Origin of the sequence: Streptomyces sp. NBC_01431, assembly GCF_036231355.1 — a bacterium.
In the GTDB taxonomy this organism is placed as follows: Bacteria; Actinomycetota; Actinomycetes; order Streptomycetales; family Streptomycetaceae; genus Streptomyces.
Genome location: NZ_CP109496.1, coordinates 7423424 through 7441501, shown reverse-complemented (window position 1 = coordinate 7441501; position 18078 = coordinate 7423424). Strand labels below are relative to the sequence as shown.

Sequence of the window (18078 nt, the reverse complement as noted above, 5' to 3'; positions counted from 1 at the left end):
CGGGACGACCGTTGAAGATACGCACGTTGGACACCCGCGAACACCGGGCCGCTCTGGACCTGTTCCACGACTCACTGCACCAACCACCCGCTGCCGACCGGGACTGGGCATCGCTGTCGGAGTCCCTGGAACCAGGTGGAGTACGGGGCGCGTTCCGCGACGACCGGTTGATCGCGATGCACCAGTCCGTCCCCTCGGACATCGTGGTGCCAGGTGGTGAACCAGTACCTCTCAGCGTGCAGTTCCGGTTCGCGGTCCGTACCGGACATACGCGCAGGGGTGTGGGGACGACGCTGATGACGGCCGCACTGCGGGCCACACCGGAGCCGCTGGCCGTGGTGCGGCCCAGCGAGGGAGGGGTCTACGGCCGCTTCGGATTCGGCGTGGCCACCCGCTGCCGCGACCTCGTGATCGACCGTCGCCGCGCCGTCCTCGCCGCCGAAGTCCCGCCAGGCGGAGACACCTACGTGCCGGTCCCGGGCGAGGCGGCCGGACTGTGCGGCGAGGTGTACGGACACACCCGCTCCCGACCGGGTTCCATCAGCAGGCGGCCCTGGTACGAGCAGCTGATGGACCGCGACCTGAGTGCGGCCGGGCTGTTCCCCCGGATCGTGGTACACACCGGCTCCGACGGCCCTGATGGGATCGTCCGCTACAGCGTGCGGGGAGCCGGTGGTGGAGCAACTGCCCGTACGGTGCTCGACGTTGACGAGATGCACTGTCGTACTCCCCAAGCATGGCTGGGGCTATGGCGGTTCCTGCTCGGCGTCGAACTGGTCGACGAGATTCGGCTGAGGTCGCGTCCGCTCGACGAACCGGTCGAGTGGCTTTTCACGGACCCGCGGGTGTGCCGGGTCACCGACGTCCGCGACGAGGTGTGGCTGCGGACGGTCGATGTCCTGGCGGCTCTGCGGGCACGCACATACGGCGACGGCGGCAGCGTGGTGATGGACGTGCACGACCCTGTGCTGCCCGGCAACTCGGGGCACTACCTGGTGGGGGCCGACGAGGTGTGCAGGACCCGCGAACCGGCCCAGCTCACCCTGTCCGTCAGCTCTCTGGCAGCCATCTACCTGGGCGGTGTACGCCCCTCGGCACTGGCGGCGGCCGGAAGTGTGGTGGCACTCGACTCCACAGCGCTGTCCACAGCGGACCGGCTGTTCCGCACGGATACGGAGCCGTGGTGCGGCACCTATATCTGACGCACCGTCCGATGGCTGCGAGATGGGGGCGAGGTCGACCGGCACGCCGAGACGTCGCGTGTCATGCGGCGTCGGGCTGCCGCGCCAACACCCGCCAGGCCGCGGGTCCGTCGGAAAGCTGCGACGGCGCGGCCAGCCAGAACTGGAGCTTCCGAACGCCCGTCCGTGCGGTGGGCTGCGGCTACCTGGGCCGCACGAGCCGGGTTTCGTAGGCGAACACCACGGCCTGGACCCGGTCGCGCAGCTCCAGTTTGACCAGGATGCGGTTCAGATGCGTCTTCACCGTCGCCTCGGCCAGGCACAGCGCGGCGGCTATCTCCGTGTTGGACAGACCACGGCCGACCTCCGTGAGCACCTCTCGTTCGCGGGCGGTGAGCCTGCCGAGCCGGTCGTCGTCGGCGTGGCCTGAGCCGGACGGGAGCTGGTGGGCGAAGTTCTCCAGGAGCAGCCGTGTGACGCGCGGTGCGACGACCGCGTCCCCGGCCGCGACGGAGCGGATCGCGGCAAGCAGTTCCTGCGGGAGCGCGTTCTTGAGCAGGAATCCCGAGGCGCCGGCCCGCAGCCCGGCGAACGCGTACTCGTCGAGGTCGAACGTGGTCAGGATGAGGACCTTCGACTCCGGGGACTCGGCGACGATGCGCCGCGTCGCCTCGATGCCGTCGGTGCCGGGCATCCGTACGTCCATCAGTACGACGTCGGGCCGCAGTTCGCGGGCGAGCCGGGCGGCCTCCGCGCCGTCGCCGGCCTCGCCGACCGGCTCCATGTCGGCCTGCGCGTCGAGCACCATCGTGAAAGCCATGCGCAGCAAAGGCTCGTCGTCGACCAGAAGAACACGAATGGTCATGCGCTTACGCTTCGTTTCGGTTGAGGGCATGCACGGCTGGTCATCCGGTTACGCCTCGTCTCCGTTGAGGGCGAGCACCACGCGGACCTGCCAGCCGCCGCCGGGGCGCGGCCCGGCCGTCAGCTCGCCGCCGTAGGCCGCGGCTCGCTCCCGCATTCCGTGCAGACCGTGACCGGTCGTCTCGGTGGGGAACTCGGTGACGGGGCCGTTGTCGGTGACGTCGACGGTGATTTCCTGGGGGCCGCAGCTGACGCGCACGGCGGCCCTGGTGCCCGGCGGGGTGTGCTTGAGGGTGTTGGTGAGCGCTTCCTGGACCAGGCGGTAGACGGTCAACTGCGCGGCGGCGGGCGCGGCCGACGGATCGCCACAGACCTCCAGGAGCGTGGGCAGCCCGGCGGCGCGCACCTGGTCGGCCAGCGGTTCCAGTTGAGCGATGGCCGGCATGGGGTGGCGCAGCGCGTCCGGCTCGTCGGCCCGCAGTACACCGAGGAAGCGGCGCATGTCGGTGATCGCCTGCCGGCCGGTGGTGGACACCTGTCGCATGGCCGTGGTGGCCCGCTCGGGGGCGCGGTCCTGCGCGAAGACCGCGCCGTCGGCGAGCGCCACCATCACCGACAGGTTGTGCGTGACGATGTCGTGCATCTCGCGGGCGATCCGGGAGCGTTCCCCGGCGACGGCGAGCTGCGCCTGCTGGTCCCGCTCGCGTTCCAGGCGCTGCGCCCGCTCTTCGAGAAGGGCCATCTCGGCTCGTCGCCCCCGCATGTTGATGCCGATGACCGAGGCGGCGACGACCATCGCGGAGAGCCCGATGAACGTCTCGGCGGCGCGGTCGTCGGGCGCCCAGCGGACCGCGGCCAGCAGGGCCCCGCCTTCGAGTACGCCGATGGCCGGCCAGGTCCGCTGCCTGCTCGCGTGCGCGGCGACCGTGTAGAGGCCGATGAGCAGCGCGATGTCCGCGGGGAGGCGCAGGTCGGCGATCCACTGGGCGAACGCGACCGCCGACATCGTCAGGAACACCGCGAACGGCGCCCGCCTGCGCCACACGAGCGGCAGCACCATCGGGGCGGTGAAGGCCACGATGGTCCAGGGTTGGTCGTGCAGCGCCCGGCGTGCCATGGCGGTGAGGGCGACGAAGACGGCGGCCGCGAAGAGCGCGTCCACCGTGAGCGGCGAGAGGCGGGCGCGGAGCCGCAGCCGGGCGCGCACCGCGAGGGCGCGCCACGACTCGGCCCGCTGCCGCACGGCGGCCATGTGCGCGAACGTCATGAGCTCACCTGGCGGGGCGCCGAAAGACCGGCGGCGCCGGCGCGCGTCGGCGCGTCCGCGCCGCGCCCGCAACGGGTCGCCGCCGGCCTCATCAGGCGTCGCGCTTCTTGAGCGCGACGCCCGCTCCGGCCAGCGCGACCAGCGCGTACAGGCAGAAGAATGCGAACCCGGTCCATGGGGCCAGCGTATGCGGCTCCTGGTGGATGTGGAGCAGCCCCTGCCCCGCCGTGCTCGGCAGGTAGGGGTTGATGGTCTGGAACCACGAGGAGGGCAGAGCCTCCGCGAGCACCGGCAGGACGAGCAGCACGCCGAAGACCGTGGCGATCCCGCCCGCCGTGTTGCGGACCAGCGCGCCGAAGGCCACCCCGAGCAGGCCCACGACCGTCAGGTAGAGCCCGGCTCCCAGGACCGCACGTACGACACCGGGCGCACTCAGCGAGGTCCCCAGGTGGTGCCCGGACATCGCTGCCTGGCCGACCAGGAACGCCACCAGTGAGGCGGCCGTGGTCAGCACCCAGGCCACCACTCCGTACACCAGCGCCTTGGCCCACAGGACGGGTAGGCGGCGGGGCACGGCGGACAGTGAGGCACGGATCATGCCGGTCGCGTACTCGCCGCTCACCACGAGGACCCCGAGCACGCCGACGGCGAGCTGGGCCAGGTAGAAGCCGCGCAGGCTGACCAGCGTCGGGTCGAAGTGGGCCTTCTCGTCGGCGGGCAGATGTGCCCAGCGGTCGGCCGTGAAGTAACTGAACAGCAGGCCGAGGCCGATCATCGCGAGGACCGCGGCGAGCAGCGTGAAGAGCGTGGACCGCAGCGAACGCAGCTTGATCCACTCGGAGTGGATCACCCGGACCTGGGTCACCTCGCCGCGCGCCGCGGCGGGGATGATGGATGCCGTCGTCATGCCGCACTTCCTTCACTGCCCGCGGCGACCAGTTCGGGCGCCGGAGCCTGGTACTCCACGGCGTCCTTGGTCAGCTCCATGAACGCTTCTTCGAGCGAGGCCTGCTGCGGCGTGAGCTCGGCGAGGGCGATGGCGTGGTCGGCCGCGATCCGCCCGATCCGGTCACTGCTGAGGCCGCTCACTTCGAGGACTCCCGGCTCCTGCGAGCCGATCGTGACGTCGGGGCCCGCGAGGAGCCCGCGCAGCTTCTCCGATTCCTCCGTCCGCACCCGCACCCGCACCACGTCACCGGCAGCCTGTGCGGTGAACTCGGCCACGGAGGTGTCGGCGATCAGCCGGCCCCGGCCGATCACGATCAAGTGCTCGGCGGTCAGCGCCATTTCGGACATCAGGTGGGAGGAGACCAGGACCGTACGGCCCTCGGCGGCGAGCCCCTTGAGCAGATTGCGTATCCACAGGATGCCCTCGGGGTCGAGGCCGTTGACCGGCTCGTCCAGGATCACCGTGGCCGGGTCGCCGAGCAGCGCACTGGCGATGCCGAGCCGCTGCCCCATGCCGAGGGAGAACCCGCCCACCCGCTTCTTCGCCACCGCACGCAGGCCGACCAGGTCGATCACCTCGTCCACCCGGCGTGACGAGATGCCGGTGGTGGCGGCGAGGGCCAACAGGTGGTTGTACGCGCTGCGCCCGGTGTGGATGGCCCGTGCCTCCAGCATCGCCCCCACCTCGTGCAGCGGCGCCCGGTGCTCGGCGTAACTCCTGCCGTTCACGACCGCGCGTCCCGAAGTGGGTGCGTCGAGGCCGAGGAGCATCCGCATCGTGGTGGATTTGCCCGCGCCGTTCGGCCCGAGGAATCCGGTGACGATGCCGGGGCGCACCGTGAAGCTGAGGTCCGCGACGGCGGTGCGCTCGCCGTAGCGTTTGGTGAGGGAATGGGCTTCGATCATGGAAAGTCCTTGCGGAAAAAGGCCTCGGAAGTCCGAAGCGGACGCTGCCCACGCTAGGTCCGGTCTCCGGACGGCACGACGCCCCACGGACCGACATTGCGGCGCGGTCCGTGCACCCCGGGATTGAACGTACGTACACCCGGCGATGTACACGCCCGTCCCGACCCGCCATACCGGCGAAGGCATCCGGCCGCGAACCCATGGCCGCCCTCAAGTGCGTCCGGTGGGCGTGGCACGGCTGCGCGGGAGGAAGAGTGGTCGGCCTTCCCATCGGATGAACCCGTCCGCTCCGGGCCTCGGCGCGTTCACATCACCGGCACTAGAGTGAAGCGGTGACCTCGCTGCCGGAAGACCCGCCGCCGCTGATCGCCGAGGACGAACGCGACATGGCCGTACAACGTCTGCAGGAGGCGTACGCGGAAGGGCACGTCTCGCACCAGGAGTTGGACGAACGGCTCCACCGGGTGCTCACCGCCAAGACACAGGGCGAGCTCGTGTCGGTTCTGGTCGCGCTGCCGGAGAGGAATCCGGGCACCACGTCGGCCATTGCCGTCGCCGCCGGACGGATCCGGCGGCGCGGCGCATGGCGGGTGCCCCGGATCCTCAAGGTCGAGTCCGCATTCGGAAGGGTGCACTTGGACCTGTCCCGCGCGGTCATCGAGTACCCGGTGGTCGACATCGAGTTGCAACTCGGCACCGGCAGAGCCAAGATCACGGTTCCTCGGGACGCAATCGTCGATGTGGAGGATCTGCGCACCGGGTGGAAGGACTCGCGCTACAAGCCCCGGCCGCGTTCCCGGCCCGGTGGCCCGACGATCCGGATCTCCGGAACCATGGGGTTCGGACGCTTGAAGATCCGCCACGCTCGGCGTTGAGGCCCGTCCGCTACCGGTACATGTCGCAGGGGCGCCGCTTGGGGTGCCGAACCACGTCGGGCCATGACGCCCCGCCACATCGGGCCGCGGGCAGTGGGCGATGCCGCGGACGCAGGTCGTCCTGCACACGCCGGCGTTGGTCAGCTTCTCCGGCCGGGAACGGCGAGCGGCGCTTCCCGCATACTGCGAGGCCGTACGGGAGGTCGCAAAGGACACCGGCGCCCTGCTCATCGACCACGAGGCCCACTGGCGGGAGCACCACGGCACGACGGACCCGGTCCCTTGGCTCGACGACCCGGCCCATCCGAACGCAGCCGGCCACCTTCAGATGGCCAATCACACCCTGCGCGCCATGGGCCTGGGTGAATTGGACCCCCTCTAGAGGGCGGCCTTCCGCGGGCCCGACGGCCTCGGCATCCGGCCTCTGGGCGCGGCACGTCCCCTGCGCCCTCTGCCTGCCCGCCGGTCGCACGGCCAGTGAAGCGCGTTCCCCGGCCGAGACGGCGGTTCTCCCGGGAGGGACGTCCGGTTCCGGTGTCCGGGCGCGGCGTGCGTGCCGGTGACGTCCAGGTGGCCCGATCCGATTTATCGCCGAGGGGTGATGAGTTTGTCCGCCCCGGGGAGTCTCAACACCGTAGTCACCATCAAGGAGGAACTCGTGGTTCAGCTGTTGAGGGTCCAGAACTTCAATGTCTCAAGTGACGGGATCGGTGCCGGTGAGGACCAAACCCTTGAGAGGCCGTTTGGCCATGTCGATCCCGGGAGGCTGTTCGCCTGGGCCGGGGCGACGGCGAGCTGGCCGATGCGTACCGATCCCGGGGGCAGCCGGGGCCTGGACGACTATTTCACCCGGGACTATCCCCGCAACATCGGTGCCGAGATCATGGGCCGCAACAAGTTCGGGCCCCAGCGCGGGCCCTGGCAGGATCACGAGTGGCAGGGCTGGTGGGGGGACGAGCCCCCGTTCCGTACGCCGGTGTTCGTCTTGACCCACCACAAACGTCCTTCGTTCACGCTCTCCGACACCACGTTCCACTTCGTCGACGGTGATCCGGCCTCGGTCCTGGAGCAGGCGCGGGAGGCGGCGCAGGGCAAGGACGTCCGTCTCGGCGGCGGGGCGACCACCATCCGGGAGTTCCTCGACGCCGACCTCGTAGACACGTTGCACGTGGTGGTGTCGCCGGTGAAACTCGGCTCCGGAGTACGGCTCTGGGAGTCCCCGGAAGAGCTCCTCGACCGCTTCCACCTGGACGTCGTGCCCAGCCCGAGCGGGGTGACCCACCACCTGTTCTGGCGAAAGTGACCAGACCTCGGGGCAGCCCCGGCCGACCGTACGCCCTCCCGCAGCTGCCCCGAGGACGGGGACTCAATCCGCCGGTTTCACCTCGCCCGGTCCCCCGACGCCGCGCGGCCGCCAGCGTTGTTGTTCGTCGGGACGGGCCGATGAAATCGGGGTCAAGCGGTGAGGGTCACTCCGGTACGCCGCCGAAGGTCAAGCGGTAACCGCGGGCTGTGTCCACGTACTCGCGAACCCGGTGGATCAGCCCGTCCCGGAGTTCGAAGACGAAGCAGTAGTCGTTGCTGTAGGGGTTGCCGTTGGCGAGCGTCGCGGTCATGGTCGCTTCCGCTACCACTCGCTCCGCATCGGTATGGAACTGGTGGAAGGTGAGGGCGACATCGTGCGCGAACAGCCGGGGAGCGTCCTCGGCGAAGAAGCGCACGATCGCCTCCCTGCCGACCATGTGGTGGGTCGCCTCAAGCGCGACGGCCGTGGCGTTCCCGGGAGGGGACAGCCATTCGGCGTCCTTGGTGAGGACCGCCGAGATCCGGTCGGGGTCACAGCTGGCGAGAGCCTGGAAGGCTTTCTGGATGATGATGCTCATGAGCCCACTGTCGCCCTCAGTGCGCGCCGCCGTCTTGGACAAATGTTCCGGTGGGCCTTCTCCTAGCATGGGGCGATGCGAACAACCGCGAACGGCCCCGGGAATGTGGCCAGTTGGGAGATCGCGATGCTGTCGCGGCCCAGCCGGACAGCCGGCGTCAGCCTTGCCGGGTTCCGCGACCGGGGCCCGGCCCCCGTCGACCTGCCGGTGATCCCGCACCCGGCCGTCACGCTGCTCGTCGAGGTCGGTGACGGCTCGCTCGTCGTGGGCGATGCCACCGGTCGGCAACAGTGCGGAAGCTTCGTCGCCGGGCTCACACCTCGTGCCGTCCGTATGCGGGGCGTGAACGTCACATGTGTGGAAGTGCGCTTGTCGCCGGTGGTCGCGTACGCCGTGCTGGGTGTCTGCCCGGCGGAGCTGGACCGTACCGTGCTCGCCCTCGATGACCTGTGGGGCCGGGACGCCGCACGGCTTCGGGAGCAGCTGGGCGACACCCCGTCGTGGGAGGACCGTTTCGTCTTGACGGATGCCCTGCTCGCCCGTCGCCGGGTGGCTGGTCCACGGGTGGACCCGGAGGTGGTCCGCGCCTGGGACCGGATCGTCGTCAGCCGTGGCGAGGTCAGGGTCGAGGATCTCGCGGCAGAGGTGGGCTGGAGCCGTAAGCGCCTCTGGTCCCGGTTCCGGTCGCAGATCGGCCTGCCTCCCAAGCGCGCCGCGACACTGGTTCGCTTTCGCCGCGCGGCCCATCTCCTGACCGTGGGCGACAACGCGGCGCGGGTCGCGACGGAGTGCGGTTACGTCGATCAGTCCCATCTCCACCGAGACGTCGTGGCGTTCACCGGAATGACTCCGGCGGCGCTGGCCGGCGACATGGGGCTGGCGGCGGACGACATCGCGTGGGCGGGGCACGGTGTGGTCGAGACGGACGCTTCGGCTTTCGGGTAGTTCCGGCGAGGCGGCGGCGCGCCGTCCTGACACGTGTGCCGCGCCGTCCTGACACGTGCCGCGCCGAGATGCCCGTCCGGGTGCGGCTCGGGGCGGCAGGGCCGGGCCCACCGCAGGCCGTGTCGTGGTGAAAGGATGAGCGACATGGCAATGAACCAGCCGTGGGCGGGGCTCAACGATGACTTGATGGCGGCGAAGACGTGGGTCTACGACCCCGGCGGCTTCGCCTGTTCGCTCGCGGTGCCCGAACCGGAGAGCGCCGAGTACGCTGCTCACGCGTTCACGCTCGACGGCCGTTCGGTCCGGTTTCGCGTGGCCAAGACCACCCCCACGAAGGTCGGTCAGTTCGTCACCCTGTGGCAGCGTTCCGAGCAGGGGCCGATCCGGCCCTTCGACACCGATGACGGAGTGGACCTGTTCGTCATCAGCAGCCGCGACGACGGCGGATTCGGGCAGTTCGTGTTCCCGCAGAAGGTACTCAGCGAGCGCGGCATCGTCTCCCGCAACGGCTCCGGCGGAAAACGTGGCTTCCGCGTCTACCCACCATGGGCAGCCACGACCAGCCGTCAGGCCCGTGCCACGCAGCTATGGCAGACGGATTACTTCCTCCGCCTCGGCCACGACGAGCCTGCCGACCTCGCCCGCGCCCTCACCCTCTACCGCGCATGAGTGTTCCCACCGTCCGGCAGGCACCGCGGCGCCGGTGCGGGTGACTGGAACTCCTGAGGCGCCCGGGTCCGCTTCGCACTCCCGGCCATACGAGGCACGAGCAGCAGCGGGCGGGTAGCGGGGTGCGGCATGATGGGCCTGTGGACTTCGAACCGTACCGGGGTGAGTTGTTGGCGTTCTGCTACCGGATGCTCGGTTCGTTTCACGAGGCCGAGGACTTGGTGCAGGAGACGCTACTGCGGGCTTGGAAGGCCCGGGGCCGGTACGACCCCGCGCGCGCGTCGGTGCGGACCTGGCTCTACCGGATCGCGGCCAACGCATGCCTCACCGCGCTGGAGGGGCGCGGCCGGCGTCCGCTGCCTTCCGGCCTTGGGCTGCCGAGCGACGATCCTCGGGCCCCGCTGGTACCGGCCGATGTCCCCTGGCTGGAGCCGTTCGCCGACGCTCGGCTCGACGTGGAGGTGCGGGCCGATCTGCGGCTCGCGTGGGTGGCGGCGGTTCAGATCCTGCCGGCGCGGCAGCGGGCGGTGCTGGTGCTGCGTGAGGTGCTGGGGTTCACGGCCGCGGAGGTCGCCGGGCAGTTGGGGACCACCGTCGCGGCGGTCAACAGCGCGTTGCAGCGCGCTCGTGCCGCCCTCGCGGCTGTGGGCGATGCCGGTGCGGTCACCGAGCCCGACGATCCCGAGGTGCGGGCCGTGGTCCAGCGGTACATGCGGGCGTTCGAGGCGGCGGATGTCCCCGCGCTGGTGCGACTGCTGGCCGACTCCGCGGTGCTGGAGATGCCGCCGGTGCCGCTGTGGTACCGGGGCAGCCGGGACTACGGCCGATTCCTGGAGAGGGTGTTCGAGACGCGTGGCACGGGCTGGAGCATGCGAGAGCTCACCGCCAACGGGCAGCCCGCGCTCGCCGCGTACGCACCGCGGCCTGATGGCGGGCACCAGCCGCACAGCGTGCAGGTCCTCACCATCACCGGCGGCCAGATCGGGCACAACGTCGTGTTCGCCGATCCGGATCTCTTCGAGGCCTTCGGGCTGCCGCGCGAAACTTCCGCCAAAGATCTGCGCGACGAGCGATGAGTCGGGGCGGTGCGGCCAGTACGTACTGGTGAGCACCGAACCGAAGGGAAGGCTCATCATGAGCGTCATCGTTATCGAGTTCACGACCCTGGACGGGATCGTCTCCGATCCGGACGGGTCGGATGGCACGCCGCTGGGTGGCTGGGCGTTCCGGCACGGCCCCCAGACGGTCGCCGGGGACAAGTTCCGGCTCGGCCGCACACTGGACGACGGGGTACTGCTCCTGGGGCGTGCCACCTGGCAGCTGTTCTCGCGACTCTGGCCGGGCCGCGACGATCCGTTCGCCGCGCGGATGAACGCCGTGCCGAAGCTGGTCGCCTCCCGCACCCTGAGCCACGCCGACATGTCAGTGTGGGCGAACTCCCAGCTCATTGAAGGCGAATTGGTCGACGCCGTCGAACGCGAGCGACGGGACGTGGTCGTCTCCGGGAGCCTGAGTGTCGTGCACCGCCTGATGGCCGCGGACCTGGTCGACGAGTACCGGCTGCTGACCTTCCCGACCGTCGTCGGTACCGGGGGGCGGCTCTTCCCGGCCGACGGCCCGCACACCGACCTGGAGTGCCTGGCTGCCGAGCGGGTCGGCGCCGCCGTACTCACCCACTACCGGAGGGCAAGCCGATGACCACCCGCTTCATCGCCCTGTACGAGACCCCCGCCGACCCCGCCGACTACGTGCGACCGGCACTACTGCGGCCGGTTGCCCTCGCGGACGGACCGCGTGGGCTGGGTTCGCGCTGGTCAGTCTTGTAGCAGCGAGCAGACGAAGTCCTCCTGGACGTCGCGGAGTTGACCGAGCAACTGTGGGTTGCCGGATTGGTTGACCTGGGTGGTGATGGAGAAGGTCAGGGAGCGGCTGCCGTCCGGGGTGCCGACCGCGAGCTGGGTGTAGCCGGGGGTGTTGCCGGTGTGGCCGTACACCGTGCCGCAGCGGGTGGTGTAACGGAAGATCGCCAGACCGGCCTCGTTGCGGCCGGGCCCAGCGGGCTCGGAGGCACCGTCGACGAAGGTGAGCTGCTGTGCGTGGACGGCCGGTGCGATGAGTCGGCCGCCCGCATAGGCACCCATGAAGGTGCCCAGGTCGTCCGGGGTGGACACGATGCCGCCGGAGGCCCATACGCCCGAGGCGCCGATCAGTGTGCTGACGTCCTCGGGTGGGGCGGGCGGCTGGACGGCGTACCCGTGCAGATAGGGCTCGGGGAGTTCGAAGCCCTGCGGAAGGGTGGTCTCGCGCAGGCCGAGCGGCTGGTCAACGAGGGTGTGGAGCAGTTCCTCGTACCGGTGGCCCGAGGCTGCCTCGGCCATCAGCGCGACGGCGATGTTGTCGGAGTTGGAGTACTGGTACGCCGTACCCGGTGGGAAGTTCAGCGGTTGGTCCGCGACAAAGTCGAGCAGGTGGCGGGAATCGAACCGGTGGTGCGGGTCGGCGAGGAGGGTCTCGCGGAAGGCCGGGGCCGCGCTGAAGTCGGGCAGGCCACTGGTGTGATTGAGCAGTTGGCGCAGGGTGACGGCGCCCCAGGCCGCGGGCAGCGCGGGGAGGCGGTCGCCGATGGTGTCGTCCAGCCCGAGCACTCCCTGATCGACCAGGCCGAGCGCGACCGCTCCGCTGAACGCTTTGGCGACACTGGCGATCCGCATGTGGTCGGTGGCCTGCGGTCGTCGGCCGGTGCCCACCTCGGAGACTCCCGCACGCACCACCTCGGTACGCTCACCGCGCCGCAGCACGGCGACGGCCCCGGGCGGGCCGCCCGGAGCGTGGACGAGTTCCTCCAGGCGCCGCTGCAACCGGCTGTTGCCGTAGGGCCGATCGGCCGGGACTCGGGAGGCCGACGCCGGCGCGGGCGCCAGACCTGCCGCCGACGCAGTGATCAGCACGGCGAGCAGCAGGCGGGAGCGGGACAGCGGCATGGCGTACTCCTGGCAGGCGAGGCTGAAGGACAGACGGGTCCGGTTCTGACCATCACCGTCCGGCCCAGGCCGGGAAACGTCGGGACACCGCCTTCACCCGGCCGTGGTACGCACGTGGGTGACCGGCACAGGAAGGGAGCCGCCCGCCCCACCACCACGATGCCGTCGGCTTCGAGGTGCTTGATGTGGGGTTCAGCCCTCGCGGGGCCGGTTCGCGCCACGGCACCCCGACCCACCGGACTGGTCCCGGGTAGTCCGTCGCCGCCCGTCCCGGTCCTGCGTCTACCGGAATCCGAGGTGCGGATCGGTGCCGGTCAGCTCACCGCTGAGGGTCCATAGGCGTGCGGCCACGGCCGGGTCGGTCATATGAGAGCGGGCGGGTTCACGCCGTGGTGTGCCCCGCAGCCCGAAGACCCTCGGTCCCCACAGCTGCCCTCCCCGCACCTCCGAGTCGAGGAGGGCGCGGACGATGGGCCATGCTCCGGCGTCCTTGCCCTGCACCACGAGCCCGGCGGGCAGGGCGCGCAACCGCTCGCCCGGAGTCGTCGCGGGTAGTGACGGGCGGGACGGGGTGAGGGAGTCCAGCGCGCCACCGGGGTGGGCCACCACACTGAGCACTGTGCTGTCCATGGCCCGCAGGCGGCGATCGAGCTCGAAGCCGAAGGACATCTGCGCCAGCTTCGATCGGCCGTAGGTGCGTTTGGGCCGGTAGTCCCGGAGCGACTGTGGATCGCCCAGGTCCAGTCGCTCGGTCCGTGCGGCGAAGCTTCCCACCGTCACGACGCGGGCCGCGGGTGCCGCGCGGAGCAGAGGCGCCAGCCACTGAGTGAGCGCGAAGTGGCCGAGGTGGTTGGTGGCGAACATCAGCTCGTGGCCGTCCTTGGTCTCCCGACGCGGTGGAGCGTCGAGCGCGACCCCCGCGTTGTGGACCACTCCGTCGAGATGATCGAGGTCCAACCTGTCCACGGCGGCCTTCAGGGACGACAGGTCGGCGAGGTCCAACGGGAGGTGCCGCACGTGCGCCCCGGGGACGAACGAACGGATCGAGGCCATGGCCGCGTCGGCCTTCGCCGCGTCCCGGCTGCCGAGTACGACCAGGGCGCCGGTGGCGGCGAGCTGCTCCGCGACGAAGTAGCCGATCCCGGCGTTGCCGCCGGTGACCAGGAAGCTCCTGCCCTTGGCCGACGGCAGCCGGTGAACGTTCCAGGGTGGGCTCAGTTGTGCGGAAGACACGATGGCAGGTTCCTTGCGTTCGGAGGGCAAGGTGCTCACGGGGAGCACCGACTCCTCCAAGGTCGCACCGTCCACCGACACACCGCCGACAGATCACGGTCACCGCCCGACAGATACCCGACAGCCCTCCGGGGAACGGCAGCCGAGCCGCGTTCCCTTTTCCCCTCTTCGTGCGGAGCGTTACCGCAGTACGCAGCGTCCGCGCCGCCGCCCACGGCCACCGGCGCGGGCGACGCGGCGGCCGCGGTCCGCGCCTGGGTGGCGGTTGGAGTGCAAGCCAAGCCCCTACGGCCGCACCGTCAGGACCAGCTTTCCGACGACGCGGCCCGTTTCGCCCTCGGCATGCGCCTTCGCGGCCTCGGCCAGCGGGTACGTGCCGGAGACGTGCGGGCGCAGCCGACCGGACTCCACCAATGCGGCGACGCCTGCCATGCCCGTGTGGTCGTACTCGACCTGCATCGCCTTGGCCCGCACGCCCAACTCCGTTGCACGCGCCTCCACTTGGGCGAACTCGATGGGCAGGATGGACAGCAGCAGGCCGCCCGGCTTCAGGGTTTCCAGCGAACGCAGCCGGTCCTCGCCGAGGAACGGGTCGAGGACCAGATCCACGTCCCGGGCCTCCGCCACGAAGTCCTGGGTGCGGTAGTCGATGACCTCGTCGGCCCCCAGGCTCGTGACGAAGTCGTGTTTGGCGGCGGAGGCCGTGCCGATGACGTATGCACCGCGCGCCTTGGCGATCTGCACCGCGACGTGACCCACCCCGCCGGCCGCCGCGTGCACCAGCACCCGCTGCCCCGGCCGCACTTCGGCCGTGTCGACAATCGCCTGCCAGGCGGTCATCGACACCAGGGGCAGGGCGGCCGCCTCGACGTGGCTGAGCGAGGACGGCTTGGGCACGAAGGCACGGGCGGGAGCGGTCACGTACTCAGCGTGCGCACCGTGTCCGTTCGGGTACGGCAGCATGCCGAACACCTCGTCGCCGGGCTCGTGCCCGGTGACGCCGGCACCGACCGCCTCGACAACGCCGGACACGTCCCAGCCCAGCGTGAACGGCGGCTCGCCGACACGCATCATTCCCGCGCGGTGCTTCCAGTCGGTGGGATTCAGTCCCGCGGCGTGGACGGCGACGAGGATCTCGTTGCCGATGGGGTCGGGCCGAGCGGTCTCGACTTCCCCAAGGACCTCAGGTCCGCCGAAGGCATTCTGGCTGATGGCGTACATCGTGTTCTTACTCATGGACATCAGCCTGCGTCCCACGCGGGCACCTCACCAACGGCAGAAATGACAACATGCGATGGAATCATGCCAAGGTCGCGTATCGACGTCGCCACCCACCTCGCCGCGTCGCCGCCCCCTGACCTCCGGACGGGTCTGATCCCCGGGCCACGCATGGGAACGGCGGGGCTGACGCAACGGCGGCGAGGCCACATCTCGCGAGCCACCCCAACACTTCCGCGCCCACATCTCCCGCGGGCCACCCTCACGCTTCCGCGTCCCCAGCGGCAGAAGCAGCACGCGCGATAGAATTACGCCATGAGTCATTCACGGCCGCACAGGGTCGCCGTCCTCGCGCTGGACGGGGTCTACCCCTTCGAGCTGGGGATCCCCACGCGCGTTCTAGGTGCCGCCGACGGCCGGTACGAGGTTCTCGTGTGCTCCTGCGACGGCGGTCCGGTCGAGACCAACGCCGGCTTCTCTGTCCTCCCGCAGCACGGTCCGGAGGCACTCGCATCGGCCGACACGGTGATCATCACGCCGGTCTCGACGGCACGGCTCACCCGTGAAGTGCCCGAGACCGTCGCCGCCGCCCTCGCCCGGATCCGCCCCGGCACGCGGATCGCCTCCATCTGCAACGGGTGCTTCGTCCTGGCGGCGACCGGCCTGCTCGACGGACGCGTGGCCACCACCCACTGGGAGAGCGCGCAGCTGTTCAGCGACTGGTATCCACACATCCCCCTCGACGAGGGGGTGCTCTTCATCGACCACGGCGACGTGCTCACCTCCGCCGGTGCCGCGTCAGGGGTGGACCTGTGCCTCCACCTGATCCGCACCGACCACGGCGCGCACCTGGCCAACCACGCCGCGCGGCGCTGCGTCGTGGCACCCTTTCGCGAGGGCGGACAAGCGCAGTTCATCGAGCGCCCCGTCCCCGACGATCCCGCCGCGTCCACCTCCGGCACCCGTCAGTGGATCCTCCAGCAGCTCGGCGACAAACTCACCGTGGAACGGATGGCCCAGCACGCCCACATGAGCGTGCGCACTTTCATCCGCCGCTTCCGCGCCGAGACCGGCCTGCCTCCCGGTCAGTGGCTGACCAGGCAGCGCATCGCACGCGCCAGGAACCTGCTGGAATCAACCGACCTGACCGTCGATCAGATCGCGTTCGAGATCGGCTTCGCCACCGCCGCCTCACTGCGCCAGCACCTGAACGCGGAGCTGGGGGTCTCACCCCTGGCATACCGCCGTACGTTCCGGGCCGACGGCTCCCCCGACGGCGAACAGGCCGGGGATCGCGCGCCGTCGAGGACGGAGCCGACCGCGCCGGGGCGCCCCCGATGACCTGGCTCACCCGGCCCAAAGGCGCCGCCGCCCATCTCACCAGTGGCCGAGTGACCAGCGAAATGCGCGGCCGCGAGGTCCGGCACCCCAGAGGCGACACACCCTCGACATCCGCATCGCACGGGCAGGCACCAGCGCTTGTGTATACGGCTCTAAACAAGCGAATGACTTGGTGACAAGCGCGAGAGGCCGGGGGCGCCGGGTATGAGGCGAGGCGTCAGGGATCAGGTCGTGGATCCGCAAACGTCTTCAGTCAAAGCTCTATACAGTGCAGTTACCTCTAGGTAACTTACCCCCGGGTCAACTCCGTGACTCATTTCACGATCCGCGGGGGCAAGTCATGTTCAGACACACCACACGAGTGCTGGCGACCGCAGTTGTCACGGCACTGGCCACCACCGCCGTTCCGGCGGCCACGGCCGCGGCCGCCACGCCGTCGGCTTCCGGGACGAGCGATCCGTTCTACACCTACGACGGCGGCAAGGCGTTGTCCTCGTACGCTCCGGGCGCCGTGCTGAAGAAGCGGACGTTGCAGTACCACATCGTGGGCCTGCCCACGCCTGTCAAGGCAGTCCAGTTGCTCTACCGCACCAACGACGCTCAGGGCCGCCCGGCCGCCAACGTGACCACGGTGGTACGCAGCATCACGGGTGACGGCAGCAAGGCGGTCTCCTACCAGTCGTTCTACGACTCCCTGAACCCGCAGGACGGGCCCTCCCGTGCCATCGCCGGTGACGTCACCCTCGGCGGAGTCATCGCGAACGCGGAGAACCTCTTCCTCGTACCGCTGCTGGCGAAGGGCTACAACGTCGTCATCTCCGACACCGAAGGGCAGACCGCCGACTTCGCAGCCGGTCCGGAGTACGCGACCAACACGCTGGACTCGATCCGGGCCGCGACCGACCCCGAGACCGGGACCGGCATGGACGCCGACACCAAGGTCGGCCTGATGGGCTACTCCGGCGGTGCCATCGCGACCAACTGGGCGGCGGCGCTCGCGCCGAAGTACGCGCCCGACGTCAACAGGAGGCTCGTGGGCTTCGCCGAAGGCGGCCTGCTCGTGGATCCGGCGCACAACCTCAAGTACGTGAACGGTGCCGTCGTGTGGTCCGGCGTCATCCCGATGGCGATCATCGGGGTCGCCCGGTCGTACGGCATCGATCTCAAGCAGTACCTGAACAGCTACGGTCTCCAGGTGTACAGCGCGCTCGAACACGGCTCGCTCCTCAACGCGCTCGGTCACTACCCCGGGTTGACCTGGAAGGAGCTGGCGAAGCCGCAGTACGCCAACCCGAATTCGGCCACCGAGTTCGTTGAGGCGGTGAACAAGATCAACCTCGGTTCGGCCGCCACCCCGACCGTTCCCGGATTCATCGCACAGGGCAACGGAGGAGTGGTCGAAGGCACCTTCGGCAACCCGCCCGGCATCGGAACCGGCGACGGGGTCATGGTCGCCGGGGACGTCCGCTCCCTCGCCCGGCAGTACTGCGCCACCGGCAACGACTCGATCGCCTTCCACCAGTACAACCTGCTCAGCCACGTCCCCGTGGCCGCGGCCTGGGCGCCCGGAGCGATCGGATGGCTGGACGACCGGTTCGCCGACCGGAAGGCTCCGTCCGACTGCGGGCACATCCCGTCGGGCAACTCGCTGGCGCCGGAGCAGCCGACACCGGTCTCCTGACCCCGCAGCGGGTCGGGCGCGATCGCCATGGCGTCGGCCCCTCAATGACGATCCGGACGAACGCCGGGCAGGGCCGCACGTCACGA

The 18078-nt window shown here is 70.2% G+C and carries 18 protein-coding genes; 10 read left to right on the top strand and 8 right to left on the bottom strand.

Features of this window, described 5'->3' with window-relative positions; translation table 11 throughout:
* The first annotated feature begins 26 nt into the window (after positions 1-26).
* Positions 27-1202 (top strand): GNAT family N-acetyltransferase, encoded by a 1176-nt coding sequence (locus tag OG522_RS33995; protein ID WP_329466887.1) that lies wholly within the window; start codon positions 27-29, stop codon positions 1200-1202.
* Positions 1203-1383: 181 nt separating this feature from the next.
* Here the strand turns inward: OG522_RS33995 and OG522_RS33990 are convergent, their stop codons facing one another.
* The 4 genes from OG522_RS33990 to OG522_RS33975 all read right to left on the bottom strand — a co-directional run bounded on the left by OG522_RS33990 (position 1384) and on the right by OG522_RS33975 (position 5166).
* Positions 1384-2046: a response regulator transcription factor gene (locus OG522_RS33990; RefSeq protein WP_329466886.1), complete on the bottom strand. Its 663-nt coding sequence runs from the start codon at positions 2044-2046 to the stop codon at positions 1384-1386.
* A gap of 48 nt (positions 2047-2094) precedes the next feature.
* The gene (locus OG522_RS33985; protein WP_329466885.1) at positions 2095-3312 is read right to left on the bottom strand and encodes a sensor histidine kinase; all 1218 of its coding nucleotides are present in this window, start codon (positions 3310-3312) and stop codon (positions 2095-2097) included.
* A 91-nt stretch (positions 3313-3403) separates the two neighbouring features.
* Positions 3404-4219, bottom strand: a complete 816-nt coding sequence (locus OG522_RS33980; protein WP_329466884.1) for an ABC transporter permease subunit — start codon at positions 4217-4219, stop codon at positions 3404-3406.
* Complete coding sequence (locus OG522_RS33975; protein ID WP_329466883.1) at positions 4216-5166, bottom strand: ATP-binding cassette domain-containing protein; 951 nt, start codon at positions 5164-5166, stop codon at positions 4216-4218. The genes OG522_RS33980 and OG522_RS33975 overlap by 4 nt, the downstream gene beginning before the upstream one ends.
* A gap of 332 nt (positions 5167-5498) precedes the next feature.
* Here OG522_RS33975 and OG522_RS33970 point away from each other — a divergent pair, with 332 nt between their 5' ends.
* The 3 genes from OG522_RS33970 to OG522_RS33960 all read left to right on the top strand — a co-directional run bounded on the left by OG522_RS33970 (position 5499) and on the right by OG522_RS33960 (position 7344).
* Entirely contained in the window at positions 5499-6041 is a 543-nt protein-coding gene (locus OG522_RS33970; RefSeq protein WP_329466882.1) for a DUF1707 SHOCT-like domain-containing protein, read from the top strand.
* A gap of 100 nt (positions 6042-6141) precedes the next feature.
* Entirely contained in the window at positions 6142-6423 is a 282-nt protein-coding gene (locus OG522_RS33965) for a hypothetical protein (RefSeq protein WP_329466881.1), read from the top strand.
* Between the two features lie 276 nt (positions 6424-6699).
* Positions 6700-7344 (top strand): dihydrofolate reductase family protein, encoded by a 645-nt coding sequence (locus tag OG522_RS33960; protein ID WP_329467842.1) that lies wholly within the window; start codon positions 6700-6702, stop codon positions 7342-7344.
* 166 nt (positions 7345-7510) lie between these two features.
* Here OG522_RS33960 and OG522_RS33955 read toward each other — a convergent pair whose 3' ends face one another.
* The gene (locus OG522_RS33955) at positions 7511-7924 is read right to left on the bottom strand and encodes a nuclear transport factor 2 family protein (RefSeq protein WP_329466880.1); all 414 of its coding nucleotides are present in this window, start codon (positions 7922-7924) and stop codon (positions 7511-7513) included.
* A gap of 75 nt (positions 7925-7999) precedes the next feature.
* On the opposite strand from OG522_RS33955, the gene OG522_RS33950 reads away from it, so the two are divergent.
* The 4 genes from OG522_RS33950 to OG522_RS33935 all read left to right on the top strand — a co-directional run bounded on the left by OG522_RS33950 (position 8000) and on the right by OG522_RS33935 (position 11236).
* Positions 8000-8869, top strand: a complete 870-nt coding sequence (locus tag OG522_RS33950; protein WP_329466879.1) for a helix-turn-helix domain-containing protein — start codon at positions 8000-8002, stop codon at positions 8867-8869.
* 144 nt (positions 8870-9013) lie between these two features.
* Positions 9014-9538, top strand: a complete 525-nt coding sequence (locus tag OG522_RS33945; RefSeq protein ID WP_329466878.1) for a MepB family protein — start codon at positions 9014-9016, stop codon at positions 9536-9538.
* 53 nt (positions 9539-9591) lie between these two features.
* Positions 9592-10614 (top strand): sigma-70 family RNA polymerase sigma factor, encoded by a 1023-nt coding sequence (locus tag OG522_RS33940; protein WP_443074853.1) that lies wholly within the window; start codon positions 9592-9594, stop codon positions 10612-10614.
* 58 nt (positions 10615-10672) lie between these two features.
* Positions 10673-11236, top strand: a complete 564-nt coding sequence (locus OG522_RS33935) for a dihydrofolate reductase family protein (protein ID WP_329466877.1) — start codon at positions 10673-10675, stop codon at positions 11234-11236.
* Between the two features lie 116 nt (positions 11237-11352).
* Here the strand turns inward: OG522_RS33935 and OG522_RS33930 are convergent, their stop codons facing one another.
* The 3 genes from OG522_RS33930 to OG522_RS33920 form a co-directional block, all read right to left on the bottom strand.
* Positions 11353-12519 (bottom strand): serine hydrolase domain-containing protein, encoded by a 1167-nt coding sequence (locus tag OG522_RS33930; protein ID WP_329466876.1) that lies wholly within the window; start codon positions 12517-12519, stop codon positions 11353-11355.
* A gap of 282 nt (positions 12520-12801) precedes the next feature.
* Entirely contained in the window at positions 12802-13752 is a 951-nt protein-coding gene (locus OG522_RS33925; RefSeq protein ID WP_329466875.1) for an SDR family NAD(P)-dependent oxidoreductase, read from the bottom strand.
* A 285-nt stretch (positions 13753-14037) separates the two neighbouring features.
* Positions 14038-14988 carry an NADP-dependent oxidoreductase gene (locus tag OG522_RS33920; protein ID WP_329466874.1) on the bottom strand — a complete coding sequence of 317 codons (951 nt, stop codon included), beginning with the start codon at positions 14986-14988 and terminating at the stop codon, positions 14038-14040.
* 297 nt (positions 14989-15285) lie between these two features.
* Between OG522_RS33920 and OG522_RS33915 the strand changes: the two genes are divergently transcribed.
* Positions 15286-16311 carry a GlxA family transcriptional regulator gene (locus OG522_RS33915; protein WP_329466873.1) on the top strand — a complete coding sequence of 342 codons (1026 nt, stop codon included), beginning with the start codon at positions 15286-15288 and terminating at the stop codon, positions 16309-16311.
* 340 nt (positions 16312-16651) lie between these two features.
* Positions 16652-17992 (top strand): lipase family protein, encoded by a 1341-nt coding sequence (locus OG522_RS33910; protein WP_329466872.1) that lies wholly within the window; start codon positions 16652-16654, stop codon positions 17990-17992.
* Positions 17993-18078: the final 86 nt, after the last annotated feature.

Bases quoted from the DNA above. Each gene is read 5' to 3' on its own strand.
- OG522_RS33975 (WP_329466883.1), bottom strand. From the start codon at position 5,166: ATGATCGAAGCCCATTCCCTCACCAAACGCTACGGCGAGCGCACCGCC.
- OG522_RS33990 (WP_329466886.1), bottom strand. From the start codon at position 2,046: ATGACCATTCGTGTTCTTCTGGTCGACGACGAGCCTTTGCTGCGCATG.
- OG522_RS33910 (WP_329466872.1), top strand. From the start codon at position 16,652: ATGTTCAGACACACCACACGAGTGCTGGCGACCGCAGTTGTCACGGCA.
- OG522_RS33950 (WP_329466879.1), top strand. From the start codon at position 8,000: ATGCGAACAACCGCGAACGGCCCCGGGAATGTGGCCAGTTGGGAGATC.
- OG522_RS33915 (WP_329466873.1), top strand. From the start codon at position 15,286: ATGAGTCATTCACGGCCGCACAGGGTCGCCGTCCTCGCGCTGGACGGG.
- OG522_RS33965 (WP_329466881.1), top strand. From the start codon at position 6,142: ATGCCGCGGACGCAGGTCGTCCTGCACACGCCGGCGTTGGTCAGCTTC.
- OG522_RS33920 (WP_329466874.1), bottom strand. From the start codon at position 14,988: ATGAGTAAGAACACGATGTACGCCATCAGCCAGAATGCCTTCGGCGGA.
- OG522_RS33980 (WP_329466884.1), bottom strand. From the start codon at position 4,219: ATGACGACGGCATCCATCATCCCCGCCGCGGCGCGCGGCGAGGTGACC.
- OG522_RS33985 (WP_329466885.1), bottom strand. From the start codon at position 3,312: ATGACGTTCGCGCACATGGCCGCCGTGCGGCAGCGGGCCGAGTCGTGG.
- OG522_RS33930 (WP_329466876.1), bottom strand. From the start codon at position 12,519: ATGCCGCTGTCCCGCTCCCGCCTGCTGCTCGCCGTGCTGATCACTGCG.
- OG522_RS33945 (WP_329466878.1), top strand. From the start codon at position 9,014: ATGGCAATGAACCAGCCGTGGGCGGGGCTCAACGATGACTTGATGGCG.
- OG522_RS33955 (WP_329466880.1), bottom strand. From the start codon at position 7,924: ATGAGCATCATCATCCAGAAAGCCTTCCAGGCTCTCGCCAGCTGTGAC.
- OG522_RS33935 (WP_329466877.1), top strand. From the start codon at position 10,673: ATGAGCGTCATCGTTATCGAGTTCACGACCCTGGACGGGATCGTCTCC.